17 protein-coding genes are annotated in these 18,937 nt (G+C 61.2%); 9 read left to right on the top strand and 8 right to left on the bottom strand.

Annotation, left to right across the window (positions count from 1 at the left end; genetic code table 11):
• Positions 1 to 75 precede the first annotated feature (75 nt).
• Entirely contained in the window at positions 76 to 2,064 is a 1,989-nt protein-coding gene (locus tag J2045_RS09950) for a bifunctional 2',3'-cyclic-nucleotide 2'-phosphodiesterase/3'-nucleotidase (RefSeq protein ID WP_307372225.1), read from the top strand.
• Positions 2,065 to 2,130: 66 nt separating this feature from the next.
• Here the strand turns inward: J2045_RS09950 and J2045_RS09945 are convergent, their stop codons facing one another.
• On the bottom strand, positions 2,131 to 3,069 hold the full coding sequence (locus tag J2045_RS09945) for a LysR family transcriptional regulator (protein WP_307372756.1): 939 nt from the start codon (positions 3,067 to 3,069) through the stop codon (positions 2,131 to 2,133).
• A gap of 126 nt (positions 3,070 to 3,195) precedes the next feature.
• Here J2045_RS09945 and J2045_RS09940 point away from each other — a divergent pair, with 126 nt between their 5' ends.
• Positions 3,196 to 3,810 (top strand): FMN-dependent NADH-azoreductase, encoded by a 615-nt coding sequence (locus J2045_RS09940; protein WP_307372222.1) that lies wholly within the window; start codon positions 3,196 to 3,198, stop codon positions 3,808 to 3,810.
• A 68-nt stretch (positions 3,811 to 3,878) separates the two neighbouring features.
• On the opposite strand, the gene amt is transcribed toward J2045_RS09940, so the two are convergent.
• Together amt and J2045_RS09930 are read right to left on the bottom strand one after the other, a co-directional pair.
• Positions 3,879 to 7,121 (bottom strand): ammonium transporter, encoded by a 3,243-nt coding sequence (amt, locus tag J2045_RS09935; protein ID WP_307372220.1) that lies wholly within the window; start codon positions 7,119 to 7,121, stop codon positions 3,879 to 3,881.
• A gap of 102 nt (positions 7,122 to 7,223) precedes the next feature.
• The gene (locus J2045_RS09930; protein WP_307372218.1) at positions 7,224 to 7,544 is read right to left on the bottom strand and encodes an HlyU family transcriptional regulator; all 321 of its coding nucleotides are present in this window, start codon (positions 7,542 to 7,544) and stop codon (positions 7,224 to 7,226) included.
• Positions 7,545 to 7,657: 113 nt separating this feature from the next.
• On the opposite strand from J2045_RS09930, the gene J2045_RS09925 reads away from it, so the two are divergent.
• On the top strand, positions 7,658 to 8,647 hold the full coding sequence (locus J2045_RS09925; RefSeq protein ID WP_307372215.1) for an alpha/beta hydrolase: 990 nt from the start codon (positions 7,658 to 7,660) through the stop codon (positions 8,645 to 8,647).
• On the opposite strand, the gene ilvA is transcribed toward J2045_RS09925, so the two are convergent.
• The gene (ilvA, locus tag J2045_RS09920) at positions 8,640 to 9,854 is read right to left on the bottom strand and encodes a threonine ammonia-lyase (RefSeq protein ID WP_370873087.1); all 1,215 of its coding nucleotides are present in this window, start codon (positions 9,852 to 9,854) and stop codon (positions 8,640 to 8,642) included. The two genes, J2045_RS09925 and ilvA, sit on opposite strands and share 8 nt — an antisense overlap.
• 133 nt (positions 9,855 to 9,987) lie before the next feature.
• On the opposite strand from ilvA, the gene J2045_RS09915 reads away from it, so the two are divergent.
• Positions 9,988 to 11,442: a TrkH family potassium uptake protein gene (locus J2045_RS09915; protein WP_307372208.1), complete on the top strand. Its 1,455-nt coding sequence runs from the start codon at positions 9,988 to 9,990 to the stop codon at positions 11,440 to 11,442.
• Between the two features lie 95 nt (positions 11,443 to 11,537).
• The gene (locus tag J2045_RS09910; RefSeq protein WP_307372205.1) at positions 11,538 to 12,137 is read left to right on the top strand and encodes a hypothetical protein; all 600 of its coding nucleotides are present in this window, start codon (positions 11,538 to 11,540) and stop codon (positions 12,135 to 12,137) included.
• Between the two features lie 30 nt (positions 12,138 to 12,167).
• On the opposite strand, the gene J2045_RS09905 is transcribed toward J2045_RS09910, so the two are convergent.
• From J2045_RS09905 to J2045_RS09895, 3 genes are all read right to left on the bottom strand, one after another.
• Positions 12,168 to 12,995: an ABC transporter permease gene (locus J2045_RS09905; RefSeq protein WP_307372203.1), complete on the bottom strand. Its 828-nt coding sequence runs from the start codon at positions 12,993 to 12,995 to the stop codon at positions 12,168 to 12,170.
• On the bottom strand, positions 12,992 to 13,780 hold the full coding sequence (locus J2045_RS09900) for an ABC transporter ATP-binding protein (RefSeq protein WP_307372199.1): 789 nt from the start codon (positions 13,778 to 13,780) through the stop codon (positions 12,992 to 12,994). Before J2045_RS09900 ends, J2045_RS09905 begins: the two co-directional genes overlap by 4 nt.
• Positions 13,781 to 13,923: 143 nt before the next feature.
• Complete coding sequence (locus tag J2045_RS09895; protein ID WP_307372197.1) at positions 13,924 to 14,958, bottom strand: ABC transporter substrate-binding protein; 1,035 nt, start codon at positions 14,956 to 14,958, stop codon at positions 13,924 to 13,926.
• Positions 14,959 to 14,972: 14 nt separating this feature from the next.
• On the opposite strand from J2045_RS09895, the gene J2045_RS09890 reads away from it, so the two are divergent.
• The 4 genes from J2045_RS09890 to J2045_RS09875 all read left to right on the top strand — a co-directional run bounded on the left by J2045_RS09890 (position 14,973) and on the right by J2045_RS09875 (position 17,518).
• Complete coding sequence (locus J2045_RS09890; protein WP_307372194.1) at positions 14,973 to 15,311, top strand: hypothetical protein; 339 nt, start codon at positions 14,973 to 14,975, stop codon at positions 15,309 to 15,311.
• 85 nt (positions 15,312 to 15,396) lie between these two features.
• Positions 15,397 to 16,356, top strand: a complete 960-nt coding sequence (locus J2045_RS09885; protein WP_307372192.1) for a DUF808 domain-containing protein — start codon at positions 15,397 to 15,399, stop codon at positions 16,354 to 16,356.
• Positions 16,357 to 16,655: 299 nt separating this feature from the next.
• Entirely contained in the window at positions 16,656 to 17,051 is a 396-nt protein-coding gene (locus tag J2045_RS09880; protein WP_307372189.1) for a hypothetical protein, read from the top strand.
• Positions 17,052 to 17,098: 47 nt separating this feature from the next.
• On the top strand, positions 17,099 to 17,518 hold the full coding sequence (locus J2045_RS09875; RefSeq protein WP_307372186.1) for a hypothetical protein: 420 nt from the start codon (positions 17,099 to 17,101) through the stop codon (positions 17,516 to 17,518).
• A gap of 848 nt (positions 17,519 to 18,366) precedes the next feature.
• Here the strand turns inward: J2045_RS09875 and J2045_RS09870 are convergent.
• Positions 18,367 to 18,927: a recombinase family protein gene (locus J2045_RS09870; RefSeq protein ID WP_307372183.1), complete on the bottom strand. Its 561-nt coding sequence runs from the start codon at positions 18,925 to 18,927 to the stop codon at positions 18,367 to 18,369.
• Positions 18,928 to 18,937: the final 10 nt, after the last annotated feature.

Raw genomic sequence — 18,937 nt, 5'->3', positions numbered from 1 at the left:
CATTTTACAGGTGCAACCATCTCGAAAGCGACTTAACCTCTGTCGCTTTCAGCACCTGTTTTTCGTGAGGCCTCCATGCCATCCCTGCTCGATCTTCACCCGCTGTCCCGCCGGTCCTTCCTGGGCGGCATCGCCGCATCGGCCGCACTCGTGACCCTGCATCCCTTCGCCGCCCGCGCCTCCGCCAGTCAGGCGCATCTGCGCCTGATGGAAACCACCGACATCCACGTCAACGTGATGCCGTACGACTATTATGCCGACAAGCCGAACGACACGATGGGACTGGCGCGCACCGCAAGCCTGATCGACAGTATCCGTGCGGAAGCCGGAAATTCCATGCTGATCGACAATGGCGACTTCCTGCAGGGCAATCCGATGGGCGATTACATGGCCTATCAGAAGGGCATGAAGCCGGGCGACGTGCATCCGGTGATCAAGGCGATGAACGTGCTCGGCTATGATTGCGGCACGCTCGGCAATCACGAGTTCAATTACGGCCTCGAGTTCATGTTCAACACGCTGGCCGGTGCGCAGTTTCCCTTCGTCTGCGCCAACCTGACCAAGGGCCAGCTCGCCGCCGATCCGAAACAGGATACGCTCTACTTCAAGCCCTATCACATCATCGAAAAACAGATCCGCGACGGCTCGGGGGCAACGAGCCCGATCAGGATAGGCTTCATTGGCTTCGTGCCGCCGCAGATCATGCTCTGGGATGCGAAGAACCTCGAAGGCAAGGCACAGGCTCGCGACATCCTGCAGGCGGCACGCGCCTGGGTGCCGCAGATGAAGGAGGAAGGCGCCGATATCGTGATTGCCCTTTCCCATTCCGGCATCGACGGGCACGGCGAGACGGAAGGCATGGAAAACGCCTCGCTCTATCTCGCCGGTGTCGAGGGGATCGACGCGATCTTCACCGGCCACCAGCATCTCGTCTTTCCCGGCCCGAAGGACTTCGAAAACGTGCCGGGGGCTGATGCCGTCAAGGGCACCCTTCTCGGCAAGCCGGCCGTCATGGCCGGCTTCTGGGGTTCGCATATGGGCCTCATCGACCTTCTGCTGGAAAAGGACGGCGCGAGCTGGAAGATCGTCGATTTCACCTGCGAGGCGCGGCCGATCTATCATCGTGACGACAACCGCAAGATCGTTGCCGACGTGAAGGACAAACCTGAAGTCGTCGCCTCGGTTGCCGCCGAACACCAGGCGACGCTCGATTACGTGCGCACGCCCGTCGGCAAGACCTCGGCGCCGCTCTATTCCTATTTCGCACTCGTCGCCGACGATCCCTCGATCCAGATCGTCTCGATTGCGCAGTCCTGGTACATCAGGCAAATGCTGAAGGACGGTCCGCACAAGGATCTGCCAGTGCTGTCGGCTGCGGCCCCGTTCAAGGCGGGTGGCCGCGGCGGCGCCGACTATTTCACCGATGTGCCGGCCGGCGACATCGCGATCAGGAACGTCGCCGACCTCTATCTCTATCCGAATACGATCCAGGCGGTGGCGATCACCGGCGAGCAGGTGAAGAACTGGCTCGAAATGTCGGCCGGCATCTTCAACCAGATCGAGAAGGGCGCGAAGGATGTGGCCCTCATCAATCCGGATTTCCCGTCCTACAATTACGACGTCATCGATGGCGTCACCTACCAGATCGACCTCACCAAACCTGCCCGCTACGACAAGGACGGCGTCGTCGTTCATCCGGAATCAAGCCGCATCGTCAACCTCCAGTACGATGGCAAGCCGATCGATCCGGCGCAGACCTTCGTCGTGGCGACCAACAACTACCGGGCCGGCGGCGGCGGCAAGTTCCCGGAGATCGCCTCCGACAAGGTCATCTTCGTCGGGCCGGATACGAACCGCGACATCATCGTTCGCTACATCGTCGACCAGGGCACGATCAATCCCACTGCCGACGGCAACTGGTCCTTCGCCCCGATCGGCGACACGACCGTTACCTTCGCGACAGGGCCGAAGGCGCGCGAGCACCTCGCCGGTTTCACGGGCGCCACGATCGAGGATGCAGGCGACGGAGCAGACGGCTTTGCGACGTTCCGACTGGCGCTTTGAAGCGATGCCTTCCCCAGGGGCATGAATGAAAACTCTGGAGTCGATTCAAGCCTTTGAATCGATTCCTTAAACTGATTTCGCAACAGGCGCGGCTCCCGCGTCGCCCGGGCAGTTTGACAGGACATCCTCGAAGGTACGGATGAGCCAGGACCCCGCCGGTCCCGGCGGGCTCGACGTGCGGCGGATCGCGTAAAGGGTATAGGACCCCTGTTCGTAGGCCGGCAGATCGAGAGCGACGAGGCGACCGGCGGCAAGGTCGGCACGGATCACGGAAGCCGGCAGCCCACCCCAACCCAGGCCACCGAGGATCAGCTGATGCTTGGTGGCCATGTCACTCACCCGCCATGTCTTGTAGGACAGGACATTGAAGTCGCGTCCGGATGTCAGGTCGGAGGCATCGCTGACCACGATCTGGGTCTCCTCCAGGACGTCCTGCACGGCAAGCGGTCCGGGCAGGCTGGCCAGTGCATGGCCTGAGGCTGCAGCCGGCACCAGAAAATTGTGACCGATGCGCTCAACCGTCAGGGCGTCGTCGTGGCGGTCCAGTGCGCCGCCAATGCCGATCGATGCCCGGCCTGTGGTTACAAGCTCCAACAGGCGACCGAGCTCGCCCACCTCGAGACGCAGGGAAACCAACGGAAAGCGCTGCTGGAAGCCGCGCAGTACCGCCAGCATGGCATCGGTCGGCACCATCACGCTGATCGCCAGTGACAGCTCCGCTTCCAGCCCCTGGTGCATGCCCGCAGCCTTCGCCCGCATCACCTGCAGGTCGGCGACAATCCGCCTGGCATCGGTCAGCATGGCCCTGCCCTCCTCGGTCAACCGGGGCTGGCGGGCGCCATTGCGCTCGAAGAGGCTGATGCCGAGCTGTGCCTCCAGATTGCCGATCGTGTAGCTGACGACCGACTGGGCCCGGTTCAACTGCCGGGCGGCAGCAGAAAAGCTGCCAACATCGGCCACAGCGAGAAAGACCTGCAGCTGATCAAGGGTGGGATTGGCGTCCATCATCCATCCATTTCATCGATACAATTGATCTATATTATCACGGTTTCATCGATGACAAGTTCTTCCTACATCGCGGGTTGCGGGTCGCCTCACGGATCCGCATGACCGTCAGTCAAGGAATCTGTCATGTCCTCCATTCTCCTCGTCACCTCGAGCCCGCGCGGCTCGGAATCCCTCTCGAACGCCCTGGCACTGGAACTCGCCGAAAAATTCAAGGCCCAGACCGGCGCCACCATCGTGCATCGCGATCTCTCGCAGAGCCTTCTGTCGCATGTCGACGGCACCTTCACGGCCGCCATCCGCAAGCCGGCGGAGGACCGTACAGCCGACGAGAGCCAGGCAGCCGCCGTGTCCGACGCGCTGGTCGCCGAACTTATGGCCGCCGATACGATCGTCATCGGCACCGGCCTCATCAACTTCAACATCTACTCCTCGCTGAAGAGCTGGATCGACCACGTCGCGCGTGCGGGTCTGACGTTCAAGTACACGGAAAACGGCCCGGTTGGGCTGGCGACAGGCAAGAAGGCCTATCTCGTGCTCGCCGCCGGCGGTGTCTACTCGTCGGGGCCGGCAGCCCCGCTGAACCATGCCGCTCCGTATCTCAAGACGGTTCTCGGCTTCCTCGGCATCGAACTGGTCGAGACGGTCTATGTCGAGGGCGTGGCCTTCGGTCCCGAAGCGGCCGAGAAGGCGATTGCATCGGCCAAGGCGAAGGTCGAGGAACTGGCACGCGCTGCATGACCATGACGGCAGCCGGAGTGCGCGCGGTATTGTCGCGCGCTGCGGCTGCATCGGCACCTGACCTCTTGTCAGGCGCCTTGCGCGATCGGCACGTCCGCGATGGGCGTGCCGACAAGGGCCAGTTGCCCCCCCTGGCGGAACGAACGCCCGGCGATTGACCTCAGTTCGCTGACCAGGCTGGCATTGATTGCCGTGATTGCCGCATCGACAGGCTGCGGCCGGCCCAGAAGATAGCCCTGCAGTTCGTCGCAGCCGGCCTCTGTCAGATAGCGAGCCTGCTCCACCGTCTCAACACCCTCTGCGACGACCCGCATGCCGAGCCCGCTGCCAAGGTCGATGATGGTGCGGATGATGGCATTCGCGGTCTCCTCCTCGCCAAGTGCGGAGACGAAACTGCGGTCGATCTTGATGACATCAAAAGGGTAGCGCCGGAGATAGCTGAGCGAGGAGTAACCCGTTCCAAAGTCGTCGAGCGCGATCCTCAGGCCCAGAGACTTGAGATGACCGAGAAGGACCAGCGCCCGCTGGTCGTCGTCGATCAGCACGCTCTCGGTGATCTCGAGCTCCAACTTGCGCGGCAGGACACCGGAGGCGGAAAGAATATCCTCGACGTTCTTCAAGAAGTCGGGGTGGCGGAACTGGACCGGCGAGACGTTGATGCTCAGATGGAGATGATCGGGGAAGTCCGCCGCCAGCCGGCAGGCTTCGCGCAGCACCCACTCGCCGAGATCTATGATCTTGCCGGACACCTCCGCTACCGGAATGAAGTCGCCCGGCTGCACCATACCCCGTTCGGGATGGGACCAGCGCAGCAGCGCTTCGTAGCCGACGATCGCGCCGTCCCGCGCGGCCACGCGGGGCTGCAGGTAGAGCTCGAATTCGTCCCGCTCCAGGCCCCGCTCGATGTCGGCTTCCAGCGCCCGTCGCTTCTCGATCAGTTCGTCCATGCCGCGACGATAGGCCCGGAAGGTGCTCCGGCCCGATTTCTTCGCGTGATAGAGCGCCACATCCGCGCGGCCGATCAGCTCATCGAAATCCTGGGCGTGCTCGGGGCAAAGCGCCCCGCCGATGCTGATGCCACATTTTATGCGCTCGCCCTGACCCGTGTCGAAGGGCTGGCGGAAGGCCTCGATCAGGCGACGACTCAAGTCCTCGATCTGTGCTTCAAAATGACAGTTTCCGAGAATGACCGCGAATTCATCACCGCCGAGACGCGCCGCCATGTCGGATGGGCCGAGCACAGCCGTCAGACGCCGCGCCGTCTCGCGGATGACCTCGTCGCCAGCCGGATGACCATAGAGATCGTTGACATCCTTGAAGTGGTCGAGGTCAACCAGCAGCACTCCACAACCCCAGTCGCGGTTCGCACGACCGACATGGGCGGCCAGGGTCTCGGTGAAGAGGGCGCGATTGGCAAGGCCGGTCAGAGGATCATGCTGGGCCAGATGGCGCATGCGTCCCTCGGCTGCCTTGCGCTCGCTGAGATCCACGAGGCAGCTGATGCGAATGTGGCGTCCACGATACTCGATGTTGCGGCCGCGTGCCTCGATCGGAACCAGGGTCCCGTCTTCCCGGACCACCTGGAATTCACGCGAGACGTCAGGTGCGGGATTCGGTTCATCGATCAGCATGCGACGGCCGGTGCCGTCCACGAGATCGAGAATCGAGGTGCCAATCAGTTCGGACAGCCCCCGCCCCGTCAGCACCTCGAACTGCTCGTTGCCGTCGATGATCACGCCACCCTCGTGCATCACGATGGCCTCGAAGGTGGCGTTGGCCAGTGCAGCCACCCGCTCTGATTCTTCCTGGTCGCGGACTTGCGCTTCCAACTCGTGGCGACCGCGTTCCTCCTGCTGGATGTTGTCCATCAGGCTGTTGAACAAGCGTGTCAGCTTTTCCGCCTCGTCGCCCGGATCGACCGGGAGGCGGTCACCGAGATCGGCATTGCCGGAGACGAGCTTGGACAGGGCATGTTCGACATGGCCGACACCGAGGCGGGTGCCGTGCTCGGCGACATTCAGGCCGAGGTCTTCCACATCGGCGGAGACCCTGATGGGAGCCAGCCGGTCGAGGCACCAGAAGAAGGCGAAACCGAGCCCGAAAGCCCAATAGAAATTCAGCGCAGAGCCGAAGACCTGGATATAGAGCTGGTCGAAACGCCCCCCCGCCGGCAAACGGTCGACGGGCGCGAGCAATGCCAGCGCTATCGTGCCGGCCACGCCGGCGAAGGCGTGAACGCCAATCGCGCCCACGGCATCGTCCACCTTCAGCTTCTCTTCGAGATACTGTGTGCCAATGACGGCGACGCCAGCCCCCAGCGCACCGGTCAGCAAGGCTCCACCCGTTTCCAGGAGATGGCAGCCGGCGGTGACCGCCACAAGGCCGCCGAGCATACCGGACAGCGCCTTTTCCGGGAGAACGATGCCATCCTGCTTGATGCCAAGCGCGTAGCCGACGCAGGTGCCCATGCCGCCAGCAAGAACGGTGTTGAGAATGATCGGCGCGACATCGGCGGAGGCCGTCAGCGTCGAGCCGCCGTTGAATCCGATCCAGCCGAAAAACAGAATGAGACCGCCTGTCGTGGCCAGAACGGGATTATGTCCCGCCATGCGGATCGGCCTGCCGGCCGCATCAAAGCGCCCGAGCCGCGGGCCAATCACCAGGCAGGCCGCCAGTGCCACCCATCCGCCGGTCGCATGGACGACGGTCGAGCCTGCAAAGTCCACAAAACCGAGATTGCCAAGAAACGCCCCGGAGTTCGGTCCGATTGCGCCGCCCCAGACCCAGTGCGCGAAGATCGGATAAATCAGCGTCGACAACACGATCGAGCCGAAGACATAGGCGGAAAGCTTCATGCGTTCTGCCACGGCACCGGACACGATCGTGGCTGCCGTGCCGCAGAACATCACCTGGAAAACGAAAAATCCGGCCAGCCAGGTGTCGAGATCGCGAAGGAAGAAGAGATCCGCATCCAGACCTATCGGCAGCCAACCCGAAGAACCGAAAGCCAGCATGAAACCGACGGCCGCAAAACCGACGACCCCGAAGACGAAGTCGAGCAAGTTTTTCTGGGCGACATTGATCGAGTTCTTGGAGCGGACCATGCCGGCTTCCAGAAGCAGGAACCCCACCTGCATCATCATCACCATGCCGGCGGCGGCCATCATCCAGGCCAGATCTGCAGAAGCCTTGGCTTCCGATGCCGAAACCGCCTCGCCGGCGGCAAAGGACGTCGTCGCCGTGCCTATGAACAGGCCCGAGGTCAGCGATCCAAGACGATGGGGGAGGCAGAAGCGAAACGCGAAGGACACGTGATGAAAACCCAGGCAATATACCAGGCTTCAGTGTTGCGGCGCATCATTAACATTCAGTGACCGCAAGGCCCCATGAATTCGCGAGAAGTCGCCCACCGGTCAGACGATGCGGCGGTCCTCACCATCGGCAAAGAGTGCCGGACCATTCTGGTCGATGATCTGTTGCGCCTTGCGGAACGTGCAGTCGAGCGCATCGTCCTGGGACGTGAACACGTCGGCACGGATGAAGGTCCGCTCCAGGACCCGACCATCCACCGTCTGCACGATACGGCCAGCCAGGCGGAACTGGCTGCCTTCGCGAATCGGCTCGGCATGGATCACACAGTCCTTGTAGGTCTGCGGTTCGGCCATGGGCTTGGCAGCGCTCTCGGACGAGGAGCCACCGGTGAAAATCGAAAGAATGCTGGACAGGATCGACATAGCCTCCCCTAGCACAGCCGCGCGCCAGGAGGAAGTGTGGCGAAGGCGGCTTTCCGTCGCCGAACGGCATGCTAAGCTCGCCCCGGTCGGGAGGGACGACCGGGGGGAAAGGGATGCGGACCATCATGGGCTTGTCGCTTGCAGTCGTCGCGGTCGCGATCGTGGCGCTCGTCGCGCTTTACCGTATGCCGCCGGAGCTTGCGCTGGACCGGGAGGCTAAGATCGCCGCCGACACGTCGCCGGAGGCAGTAGAGATCCTCATAGCCGAAGAGGAGCAGAAGGTCGGGGCCATTCGAAAGGGCCTCTCGCGGCAGATCGTCTGGGCGGACCCCGGCCTGCGGCAAAAGACGCCGTTTTCCGTCATTTATGTGCATGGCTTTTCCGCGTCTGCGGCCGAAGTGCGCCCCTTGCCGGACCTCGTGGCCAAGGCACTGGGCGCCAATCTCTTTTTCACGCGTCTGACGGGCCACGGGCTGGAGGACCCACAAGCGATGGGGCTTGCGACCATCGAGGACTGGGCCGGCGATGTTGCCGAAGCGCTGACGGTGGGGAGGCTGATCGGCGATCGGGTGGTGGTGATCTCCACCTCCACCGGTGCCTCGCTCGTCACATGGGCGCTCGCCCGCCCGGCGCTGGCCGAGAAGGTCGCCGCCGCAGTCTTCCTTTCGCCAAACTACGGTGTGCAGGCTTCCGGCAGCTTCCTGCTGACCGGCCCCTTCGCGCCGCAGATTGCCCGCCTGATCATCGGAGAACGCACCGGCTTTACGCCGATCAGCCAGCTCAATGCCCACAACTGGACGACCAGCTATCCGGTCGAGGCGCTGATCCCGATGGCCCAGTCCGTCCGGCTTGCGACCCACACACCCGTCGAGAAAATCCGGATCCCGGCCCTGTTCATCCAGTCGGCCAATGACAAGGTTGTGCGGCCTGAGCTCACGGCGGCCGTCGCCGCACGCTGGGGCGGGCCGCATCAATTGCTCGATCCCGGCCCCACGGGCGATGCCAACAATCACGTCATCGCCGGTGACACCTATTCGCCGCAAACCACGGAACCGATCGCAGGACAGATCCGCGACTGGCTCGACGGCCTCGGGATTAGATGACCAGATTAGCGAGGATCTCGTTTTCGGTGATGTCCTCGAAACCAAGTCCCGCCTGATCGAAACGGTCGAACAGCTCGGCAAAGTTTTCACGCTTTCCGGTCTCGATGCCGATCAGGATGGAGCCGAAATTGCGGGCCGACTTCTTCAGATATTCGAAGCGCGCGATGTCGTCCTCGGGGCCAAGCAGGTTGAGGAAGTCGCGCAGGGCTCCCGGTCGCTGCGGCAGGCGCAGGATGAAGTATTTCTTCAGGCCCGCATGGCGCATGGCGCGTTCCTTGACGTCGGGCAGCCGCTCGAAATCGAAATTGCCACCGGAGACGACCGCGACGATGGTGCGGCCGCTCAAGGCCACGCGCGGCAGAAGATCGAGGGCTGCAAGCGCCAGCGCGCCTGCCGGTTCCAGCACCACGCCCTCGACATTCAGCATGTCGGTCATGGTCACGCAGATCGCGTTCTCGGGAACAATCAGCACCTGGTCCGGGCGAAACGACTTCAACGCCTCGAAATTGTGGTCGCCGATGCGGGCAACGGCCGCACCGTCGACGAAGTTGTCGACCTTCGGCAGCGTCACGACCTTGCCGGCTTCCAGGCTCTTCTTCAGGCTCGGAGCGCCTGCCGGCTCGCAGAAGATCATCGCCTCGGGCGAGACCTTGCCGGCCATGTAGCCGGTCATGCCTGACGAGAGCCCGCCGCCACCGACCGGCATCACGACGAGATCGGGCGTTATCCCGTCCGGCAACTGCTGCATGACTTCGGCTGCCACCGTCGCCTGGCCCTCGATGATATCAGGATGGTCGAAAGGTGGCACCATATAGCCGCCGATCGCCTCGACATGCTCGCGGGCCGCAGCATAGCACTGGTCGAAGATGTCGCCGAACAGGCGGATTGTGATGAACTCCCCACCGAAGGTGCGGGTCTTGTCGATCTTCTGCTGTGGCGTGGTGACCGGCATGAAGACGACCCCCTGCACGCCGAAATGGCGGCAGACATAGGCAAAACCCTGGGCGTGATTGCCGGCGGAAGCGCAGACGAAGGTGGTGCCGGAGGGGCTGTCGCCGACGATCTTGCGGAAGAAATTGAAGGCGCCGCGAATCTTGTAGGAACGGACAGGTGTCAGATCCTCACGCTTCAGATAGACATTGGCGCCATACCGCGCGCTTAGATGTTCATTGAGCTGCAGAGGCGTCTCGGGAAAGAGGCCGCGCATGGCCTCCAGCGCTTCATCGACTTGACTGGGGCTCACGTCCGCCCTCCGTTGAATTTTGGACCAAGCCCCGCTATGGCATACACATCGGGCAGAGACAAAGCCTCTTTGCGCTGCAACAGACGGAAGGCATTCCTTGAATACCAATCTGCTCCGCTCCGTCGTCTATATCGCTGCTCTCTGCGGGCTTTATCTGTCCACCGCGATGCTCATCCCGGCGATGGTCAGCCTTTACTATGGCGACGAGGCCTGGTCGGTGTTTACCGTTTCGGCCGCCATGGTCGGCGGTCTGTCGCTCACGGCTGCCATGGCAACGCGCGGCCCGCCACCCGCCTTCACCAAACGCATGGGCTTCCTGCTCGTGAACGTGCTCTGGGCCGTTTTTTCGGTGGTCGGCGCGATCCCGTTCTACTTCTCCGATCTCGACCTCACCTTTGCCCAGTCGCTTTTCGAGGCGATTTCCGGCATCACCACGACCGGCTCGACCGTCATCTCGAACCTGCACCAGGTCTCGCCCGGCATTCTGATGTGGCGCGCCCTGCTCGCCTGGCTCGGCGGTATCGGGATCGTCGCGCTCGGCCTCTTCGTGCTGCCGTTCCTGCGGGTCGGCGGTGTCTCATTCTTCAAGATGGAATCGTCTGACATCGCCGACAAGCCCTTCGCGCGGATCGCCACCTTCACCCGCGCCTTCATTGCCGTCTATCTCGGCATCACGCTCACCTGCATCGTCGCCTATGATGTGACGGCCATGGGCCATTTCGATGCGATCGTGCACGCCTTCACCACCGTCGCGACCGCCGGCTTCGGCAATTACGACAATTCCTTTGCCGCCTTCGACAGCCTGCCCCTGCTGTGGGTTTCCACCTTCTTCATGACGCTGTGCAGCCTGCCCTTCTCGATCCTGATCGTGCTTCTCGTGCGCGGACGTCTGGATGCCCTCAGGGACCCTCAGATCTTCATCTTCCTCGGCTATCTCATCGCCTTTGCCGTTCTCGGTGGTCTTTACAATCACCTGCGCAACGGCGTGGATCTGCCCATTGCGCTCACCCATTCCTTCTTCAACTTCGCCTCGATCCTGTCGACAACAGGTTATGCGAGCGAGGATTACACGCTCTGGGGGCCGTTTGCGGTCGCTGCCGCCTTCTTCGCCACCTTCATGGGCGGCTGCTCCGGCTCGACCGCCGGCGGCATCAAGGCCTATCGCTTCGTTATCCTGTTCAACATCATCGTCACGGGCCTGAAGAAGCTCATCTATCCCAATGCCGTCTATTCCGTGCGCTATGGCAGCCAGACGGTCGATGCCGATGCGCAGCGCGCCGTCTTCCTGTTCTTCAGCGCCTATGTCTTCATCTGGGCGATCGGCTCGATGGCGATGGCGCTCGCCGGCTATGAATTCGCCACCGCGACCTCCTCGGTGATCACTGCACTTTCGAATGTCGGCCCTGGCATCGGCCCGCTGATCGGACCAGTCGGCAATTTCGCCATGATGAATGATCCGGAACTCTACATCCTGTCGCTCGCCATGCTGCTTGGACGTCTCGAAGTCCTGACCGTGATCGTGCTCTTGGTGCCAATGTTCTGGCGGTCCTAAACCTCCGCCCTTCGTGATGCAGGTTTCCCGCGCCGCCGCTTGACGCGCCCTGTCGCTTCTTCCCACACTCCCGTCATCAAACACGGGAGAATCACGTGACGCTGAAAGACACCGGACCTTCCCGTCACTTCGCCGCTGTCCTGCTCGGATGCTTCCTCACCGCGGCACCGGCCACGTCAGGGCCGCTTCTCGATGCGGCGATCGAGGCGGAAAAGCTGGCCGCACAGAATGACGCGCGCGGTGCCTTCGAGGCGATCCGCTCGGGGCTCGCCGCCTTCTCCCAGTCGCTGCCGCTCACAGTCCCCCGAGCGATCTTCGTCACCGAGGTGCCCAAGGCCTACCGCGCCTATGCCGCAAAGGCGGAGCCGGTTTTCACCGTTGGCGAAAAGCTGATCACCTATGTCGAGGTGACCGGTCTCAAATGGCAACCGGCAGCGGACAACCAGCGTCAGTCGCACTTCACCGTCGATCTCGAACTCACCGACGATGAAGGCAAGACGCTGGCGCTGCAGAAGGAATTCGGCAATTTCACCTTCACCGCCCACTCGGATGCGGTCGAGGTCTATACGCACCTCACCCTCGACGTGGCTGGCGCCAAGCCGGGCGGCTATGTGCTGCGCTATACGGTCAACGACGTGATCGCCGAGCGGTCGACGCCGTTCGAGCTGCCGTTCACGCTGAAGGAGAAGAGCTGAACGCTGCGGGCCAGCGTCCAGCTCCGTCTATCAGTTGGCCATGGTCGAGCGATGCGCCCAGCCGGTCATGCGCTTTTCGAGCCAGGCCATCAGCGCATACATGGCGATGCCTTCAACCGCGAGCGCCAGAAGGCCGGCAAAGACCAGCGGCACGTTGAACTGGCTCTGGGCCGAACTCATCATATTGCCGAGGCCATAATTCGACGCCACGGTCTCCGACACGACCGAGCCGACAAAGGCAAGCGTGATCGCGATCTTCAGCGAGCCGAAGAAATAGGGCATCGAGCGGGGAATGCCGACCTTGAGCATGATGTCCATCTTGCGCGCCCCAAGCGCCCTCAGCACATCCTCGGTCTCCGGTTCAATCGTGGCCAGCCCCGTCGCCACGTTGACGACGATCGGAAAGAAGGAAATCAGGAAGGCGGTCAGCACCGCAGGCACCGTGCCGATGCCGAACCAGATGACGAGGATCGGCACCAGCGCCACCTTGGGGATGGCGTTGAAGCCGATCATCAGGGGGTAGAGCCCGGCATAGATGGTCTTCGACCAGCCGATGAAAAGGCCGAGGCCGAGGCCCGCCACGACAGCGATCATAAAGCCGAGCGTCGTCGTATAAAGCGTTTGCAGCGAATTCTTCCAGATCGGCGACCAGTATTGTACGATCGCCTCGAACACCCGTGATGGTGCCGGCAGGATGGTCGGCGGCATGTCGAGTGCCATGACCGCGAGTTCCCAGATGGCGAAAAGCCCGAGCGTGTAGAGAAAGGGAGCCGCCCGGACCCAGTTGATCCGCTGCATCAAGGGCTTGGTCGCGGGCTTCGGGGACTTGGCGGCTGCGGTTTGCATCGTCATGGTCATGCCACCACCCTCGCCTTTGCGATCTCGCCATGCAGGACATGCACCATGTCGTTGAAGGCATTGTCATAGGTCAGCTCGATGTCGCGCGGTCGCGCAAAGGGCACCCTATGCTCCTTCACGACCTTGCCGGGGCGCGCACTCATCACGAAGATCCGGTCGGCGAGGAAAACCGCCTCGCGCAGGTCGTGCGTCACGAGCACGATCGTCACGCCTTGGGCTGCATGCAGGTCGCGGATGACGCACCACAGCTCCTCGCGGGTAAAGGCATCGAGCGCACCGAAGGGTTCGTCGAGCATCAGGAGTTCCGGCTCGTGGATCAGGGCCCGGCAGAGATTGGCGCGCTGCTGCATGCCACCCGAAAGCTGCCAGGGGAATTTCGACCCGACGCCTTTCAACCCGACGATCTCGAGCAGGTTTTCCGCCTTCTCGATGTATTCCTTTTTATTCGCCCGCAGCCGGTGACGATGGCGCTCGACGATCTCGAGAGGCAGGAGGATATTCTCGAGCGTCGTGCGCCAGGGCAGCATGGTCGGGTTCTGGAAGGCCATACCGACAATCGAGACCGGCTTGGTCACCTGCTGGCCGGCAACGATGACGACGCCCGATTGCGGGATATGCAGCCCCGTCACCAGCTTCATCAGGGTCGACTTGCCGCAGCCGGATGGACCGACCACGGCTGAAAACTCACCCTTGTCGACGCGCATGGTGAGGCCGGACACGGCCAGCGTACCGTCCGCGCCGCCATAGCGCATGTCGACATTGTCGATGGAAACGAGGTGGGACATGGGGGCTCCGGTCAAAATTGGATTTCCCAACCTCCCCTTGAGGGGGAGGTCGCTGCGAAGCAGCGGGTGGGGTGATCTCGCGAAAGGTCACCCCACCCCGAACCTGCGATTCGACCCTCCCCCTCAAGGGGAGGGTGAGACCATTACGGCAACATCCGCTCTTCCTTGGCCGGCAGGAAGCTTGCATCAAAGACCTGCTCGGCCTTGACATTGCCCTTAAGCCCCATCGAGACCTTCAGCGTCTCGATCGAGGCTGACAGACGCGCCATGTCGACGGTGCCCATGCCGTTTTCGACCACGTAAGGCGTCTTGATGTTCATGGCATTGGCCATGCCAAGGCGTTCCTTCTCGATGTCTGGATTGAGCGTCTCGTTGCGCTTCAAGACGGCGGCGACACCCTCGTCCGGATTGGCGACGGCGTCAGCAAAGCCCTTGGCAAGCGCCTTGAGGAAGCCCTTGACGGCCTCGGGGTTCTCGGCGGCAAAGTCGGAATTCACCAGCACGCTGTTGCCGTAAAGGTTCAAGCCATTGTCGGCCATCAGGATGGTGGCGATGTCGTCCGCCGGAATGCCCTGTGCCTTGAGGTTCAGGATGACGGAGAAGGCAAAGCCGAAGACGGCATCGACATCACCCTTGGCGAGCATCGGCTCACGCACGGGAAAGCCGATCGATTCGATGGTGATCTTGCTGTCATCGATGCCGGCGACCTGCTTGAAAGCCTTCCACTGGGCAAAGGCGCCATCCGGCGGCGGCGCGCCGAGCTTCTTGCCTTCCAGCGACTTCGGATCTTCCGTCACGCCCAGCGACTTGCGGCCGACGACCGAGAAGACCGGCTTGTCATAGACCATCATCACGGCCTTGATCTTCTGCGTCGGATCCTCATCGAGGAACTTGATGACCGAATTGATGTCGCCAAAGCCCATCTGATAGGCGCCGGTCGCCACGCGCGGGATCGCCTCGACCGAGCCATTGCCCGAATCGATGGTCACATCCAGGCCTTCCGCCTTGAAATATCCCTTGTCCAGCGCCAGCAGGAAGCCGGCCGCCGGCCCCTCGAACTTCCAGTCGAGCGTGAACTTGATGGCGGTTTCGGCATGCGCCTGGGTGACCGGCAACGTCACGCCGGCCATCAGGCCGGCAGCGAGAACGGCCGCCGAAAAGAGACGTCTTGATATCATGGATTTAGCTCCCCTTGTTTTTGATGGAGGCCATCAAAGCAGGAAACGACGAGGCCGCAAAGCGGAAAATGCTCAAACTTTCGTCAAAAAAAGATCTGCACAAATTTGGCGCATCTCAATCTGATCTGCAGCGGAGCGCAATGGATCCAGAGCTGGACAAACACCGTCTCCTGTCCTTTCGACGCCTGAAGCAGGAACGCCCGGGATGCCGGGGCGTTAAACGGATCTGCAGAACCGGGTCATTGACCGATGCTTCAAGCCTTTCCCTGGAAATTCATGGCGCGGAAGGATATGTGGTCGAGGCCTATGCAGCGCTGTTCCAGAGCGATGCCGGCCATGCCGTTTGGAGATGATGGGCCCACGGATTGGGCCGCACCGCCTCTTGGCAAGACTGGACAGACATCGATATTCCAACCGACCGAACAGATTGGGAAACTTATGGCAACCGGACTTCTTGCACTCCTCGACGACGTTGCAGCCATCGCCAAACTGGCGGCCACGTCATTGGATGATGTTGCCGCACAAACCGCGAAAGCAGGAACGAAGGCCGCCGGCGTGGTGATCGACGATGCGGCCGTAACGCCGACCTATGTGGTCGGGCTGTCGCCGGCGCGGGAACTGCCCATCATCGGCAAGATCGCACTTGGATCGCTGCGCAACAAGCTCCTGTTCCTGCTCCCCGCAGCCCTGTTTCTTGGCTATTTCGCGCCTTGGTCCATCACGCCGCTGCTCATGCTTGGTGGTCTTTATCTCTGCTACGAAGGGGCGGAAAAGCTTTTTGAGGTGGTGATGCCACATGGCGCCCATGAACATGAGGCGGCCGTTTCGGGCACCCTGGACCCCATTGCCCTGGAGGATCAGAAAGTGTCCGGCGCGATCCGAACTGACTTTATCCTGTCAGCCGAGATCATGGCTCTGACGCTCGCCAGCGTCGCCTTGTCCAACATCTATACGCAGGCTGCCGTCCTGGCATCCGTCGGGATCCTCATTACCGTCCTGGTCTACGGTGTCGTCGCCTTGATCGTGAAGGCGGATGATGCAGGCCTCGCACTTGCTAAATCCTCGCTCGGCATCCTGAAACTGATCGGTCATGGTCTCGTGGTTGGCGTCCCCTACTTGCTCAAGGGTCTGGCGATGGTCGGAACCGCCGCCATGCTCTGGGTTGGAGGCAGCATTCTGGTCCATGGGATCGCAGAGTTCGGCCTGCACGGCCCCGAACACCTGATCGAGGCCCTGGCAACCCGTGTCGCGGCCGCCTCCAGTTCTCTGGCGGGCGTTTTGCATTGGCTCGCAACATCCGCCGCCCAGGCCGTGCTCGGCATCCTCGCCGGCGCCGCGACAATCATTGTGGCCCAGATCGCCGCCCCTCTGATCCGCCGCCTGCGCGCAAGGGCTTGATGGCCACGCCGTGCGAAACCCGGCTCTCGCCTGATATCGTCAGGACACTGCGAAATCGCAGGGGCCGGGACTGAACTCATTTTCGGCCCAAAGTCTCAGCCGGGATTGCGACTTGGCAGGGGATCATGGTGCGGACGGCGGGGGACCGAAAGGTGTCGCCCTAGATGCTGATATCATTGAGCTATTTCGAACGCCTTGATGGCTCTTTGTAGCGGCTTTTGTAGCGGCGGGCAAGTCATCCTGCCCCATTGAACTCTTCCCGCCTTCAGACTATTCCTGCACCAAATACGGGGGTAGACATGTTCGGACACATGCAAAAATGGTGGATGGGACTGCCAACTTGGGCAAAATGGGTAACTGGCATCAGTGCAGTCTTCGCCCTGTCGTCGATTGGTCCGGCCATTCGAGAACGTGACCCACTCGCGTTCGTTGAGAACTTTTTGGCTTTGACCTTTCACTACGGTCTCATCATCGGCTCATTCGCAACAGCGATCTGGGGTGGAGTTAAAATCGCGGAAGCTACGCGAAGAAATTGGGCCGGATGGGTGTCTGGTATCGCGATCTTCGTGGCATTCGCATTTGTTTCGCTGACCTTTCAGCGGCTCCCCGGCATAGGTTCGCGCATGAAGGGGTTCTCAAACTCCGACTGCCATATCGAATGGGATGGTCGATCAAATCCTACGGTTTGCGACTGACGTAAGTATTTTTTCGGTCTCAGTTTCAAACGTGCGGGAGTTGTAAAATGCTGAAATGGTTGGCCGAAAAGTCTTTGAAGGCGCGTGTGGCGATGTGCATCAAAGAAGTAAAATGGGACTTGCAATCTAGCAGCCGGCTAGCCCGGTCCAGTATATTGTTGCGAGCGCAGATATTCCGTCATCAGGTTCTGCAGCCACACCCCTTTGCTGCGGCGGTACTGGACCGGCCCGCAGACTTCTCGAAGGCCGAAGTCAGTGAGCTTTATTCGAAGCTCGAAGGCATGCGGAACGAAGCTTCCATAGGTCGAGATCGTGCATTGAAGCAGTTGAAGGCACTTGGGGCAGACACCTCGCTCGTTAAAGGGAACATGAACACTGTTATCCGGGGCATCGAACTGTGGATGTGTACTTTGGGCATCGGGATCAACCTTGATAATCGCGACGAAGTGGCTCTGCTGTGGGAGTAAGCCTCATTCGACGCGGAGTTCTTTTTCAAAGCCCTTGAACAAGAGGCCGCAGAGGCGGAAATCGTTGGCGGCAGCCCAGACCTGCTTCTTATCCATGAACTGGGGGAAGCAGGGGTGATGGAATTGATGACCTATGTTCCCAGCGCTGTCCAATTTCTGCGTTCCTAAAAGCGGTAAAGGGAGCCAGCGAACGCAATGAAAACGCCCGCAGCATCGTACCGCCTAGCGATAGCTGTTCGCTATTGGCATGCCGCTCGTATAATCATTGAGAACCAAATCAGGCCCATCGAGTTTATGGAGCCGACTGGGCACCTTCTCGGCATGTGTGCTGAGTTGTCACTGAAAGCTTTCCTTACGGATAGAGGCGTTTCCGATAAAGAACTGAGTTCCCGACAGCTAGGCCACGATCTCGGAAGCTGTCTGAGGTGGGCGATAGAGCGTGGACTTGAGGTCTCTGAACTTGAAGCGAAGTGTGTCCTGAATATGCGTGAGGGTCACCAGATGCACTTCAACAGGTACGGACCCAAAGCACGTGACGGACTGCTCCAATTAGGCGCATTCCCTGCGGTTGACGAAGCACTTTCCCTTGCGCGACTGGCTATGCTGATTGACAGGGTGTCAGGGGACCCGCTGAAGCTTCGGGAGCGGTGGCAGCACCCAAGCAATTTGGATTGGCCCCAAACGCTCCCCCTCCTTGCCTACGTCGATCTTGGAAAGCTGCAGGAGTTGGAACGCCAGCGAAACGGTGAAATGCGGCGTCTTGAAGATTTGAACAAGCAATTCACTGCGCAAGGTATTCGCTTCTCGGATTGAAAACACATTATCGCCCCATGAGAAACGACCGCTCTCTATTCGCTCCGAAGCACCCTGAACACACTTGACCGGCTGATTCCTAAATCCACAACTATTTGCTCAACAGTTCTTCCTTCAGCCTTCAGCCGCCTCACCTCATCGGCTTTTCGCTGCGCGGTTGGTGCCCTGCCCTTGTACTTACCTTCCTCCTTCGCCTTCGCGATCCCTTCCCTCTGACGCTCCAGCATGATGTCCCTCTCGAACTCAGCGATGGAGCCGAGGAGGTTCATCATCAGCTTGCCTGTCGGAGTGGAGGTATCAATTCCAAGTGCCAGGACTTTAAGTGTCACGCCCTTAGATTGGAGCGCATCCCGCAACCTGACCAGATCGGCCATCGATCGCGCCAAACGGTCGAGCTTGGTGACGACGAAGACATCCCCCTCGCGAACGTAATCAAGCGCCCTCTCCAGTTCGGGTCTGGACTTGTCGACCGAGGACACCTGCTCCTGAAATATCTTCTCGCAGCCGGCAGCGGTCAGGTCTCTGAGCTGGGCGTCGAGACCATAGGTTTGATCGAGGGTGGAGGTGCGGGCGTAGCCGATAACGGTGGAAGGCACATTGATCTCC

Origin of the sequence: Peteryoungia aggregata LMG 23059 (genome assembly GCF_030814435.1) — a bacterium.
GTDB classification, from domain to species: Bacteria; Pseudomonadota; Alphaproteobacteria; order Rhizobiales; family Rhizobiaceae; genus Allorhizobium; species Allorhizobium aggregatum.
The sequence above is the reverse complement of the archived record's forward strand: the minus strand, read 5'-3'. Positions and strand labels throughout refer to the sequence as shown.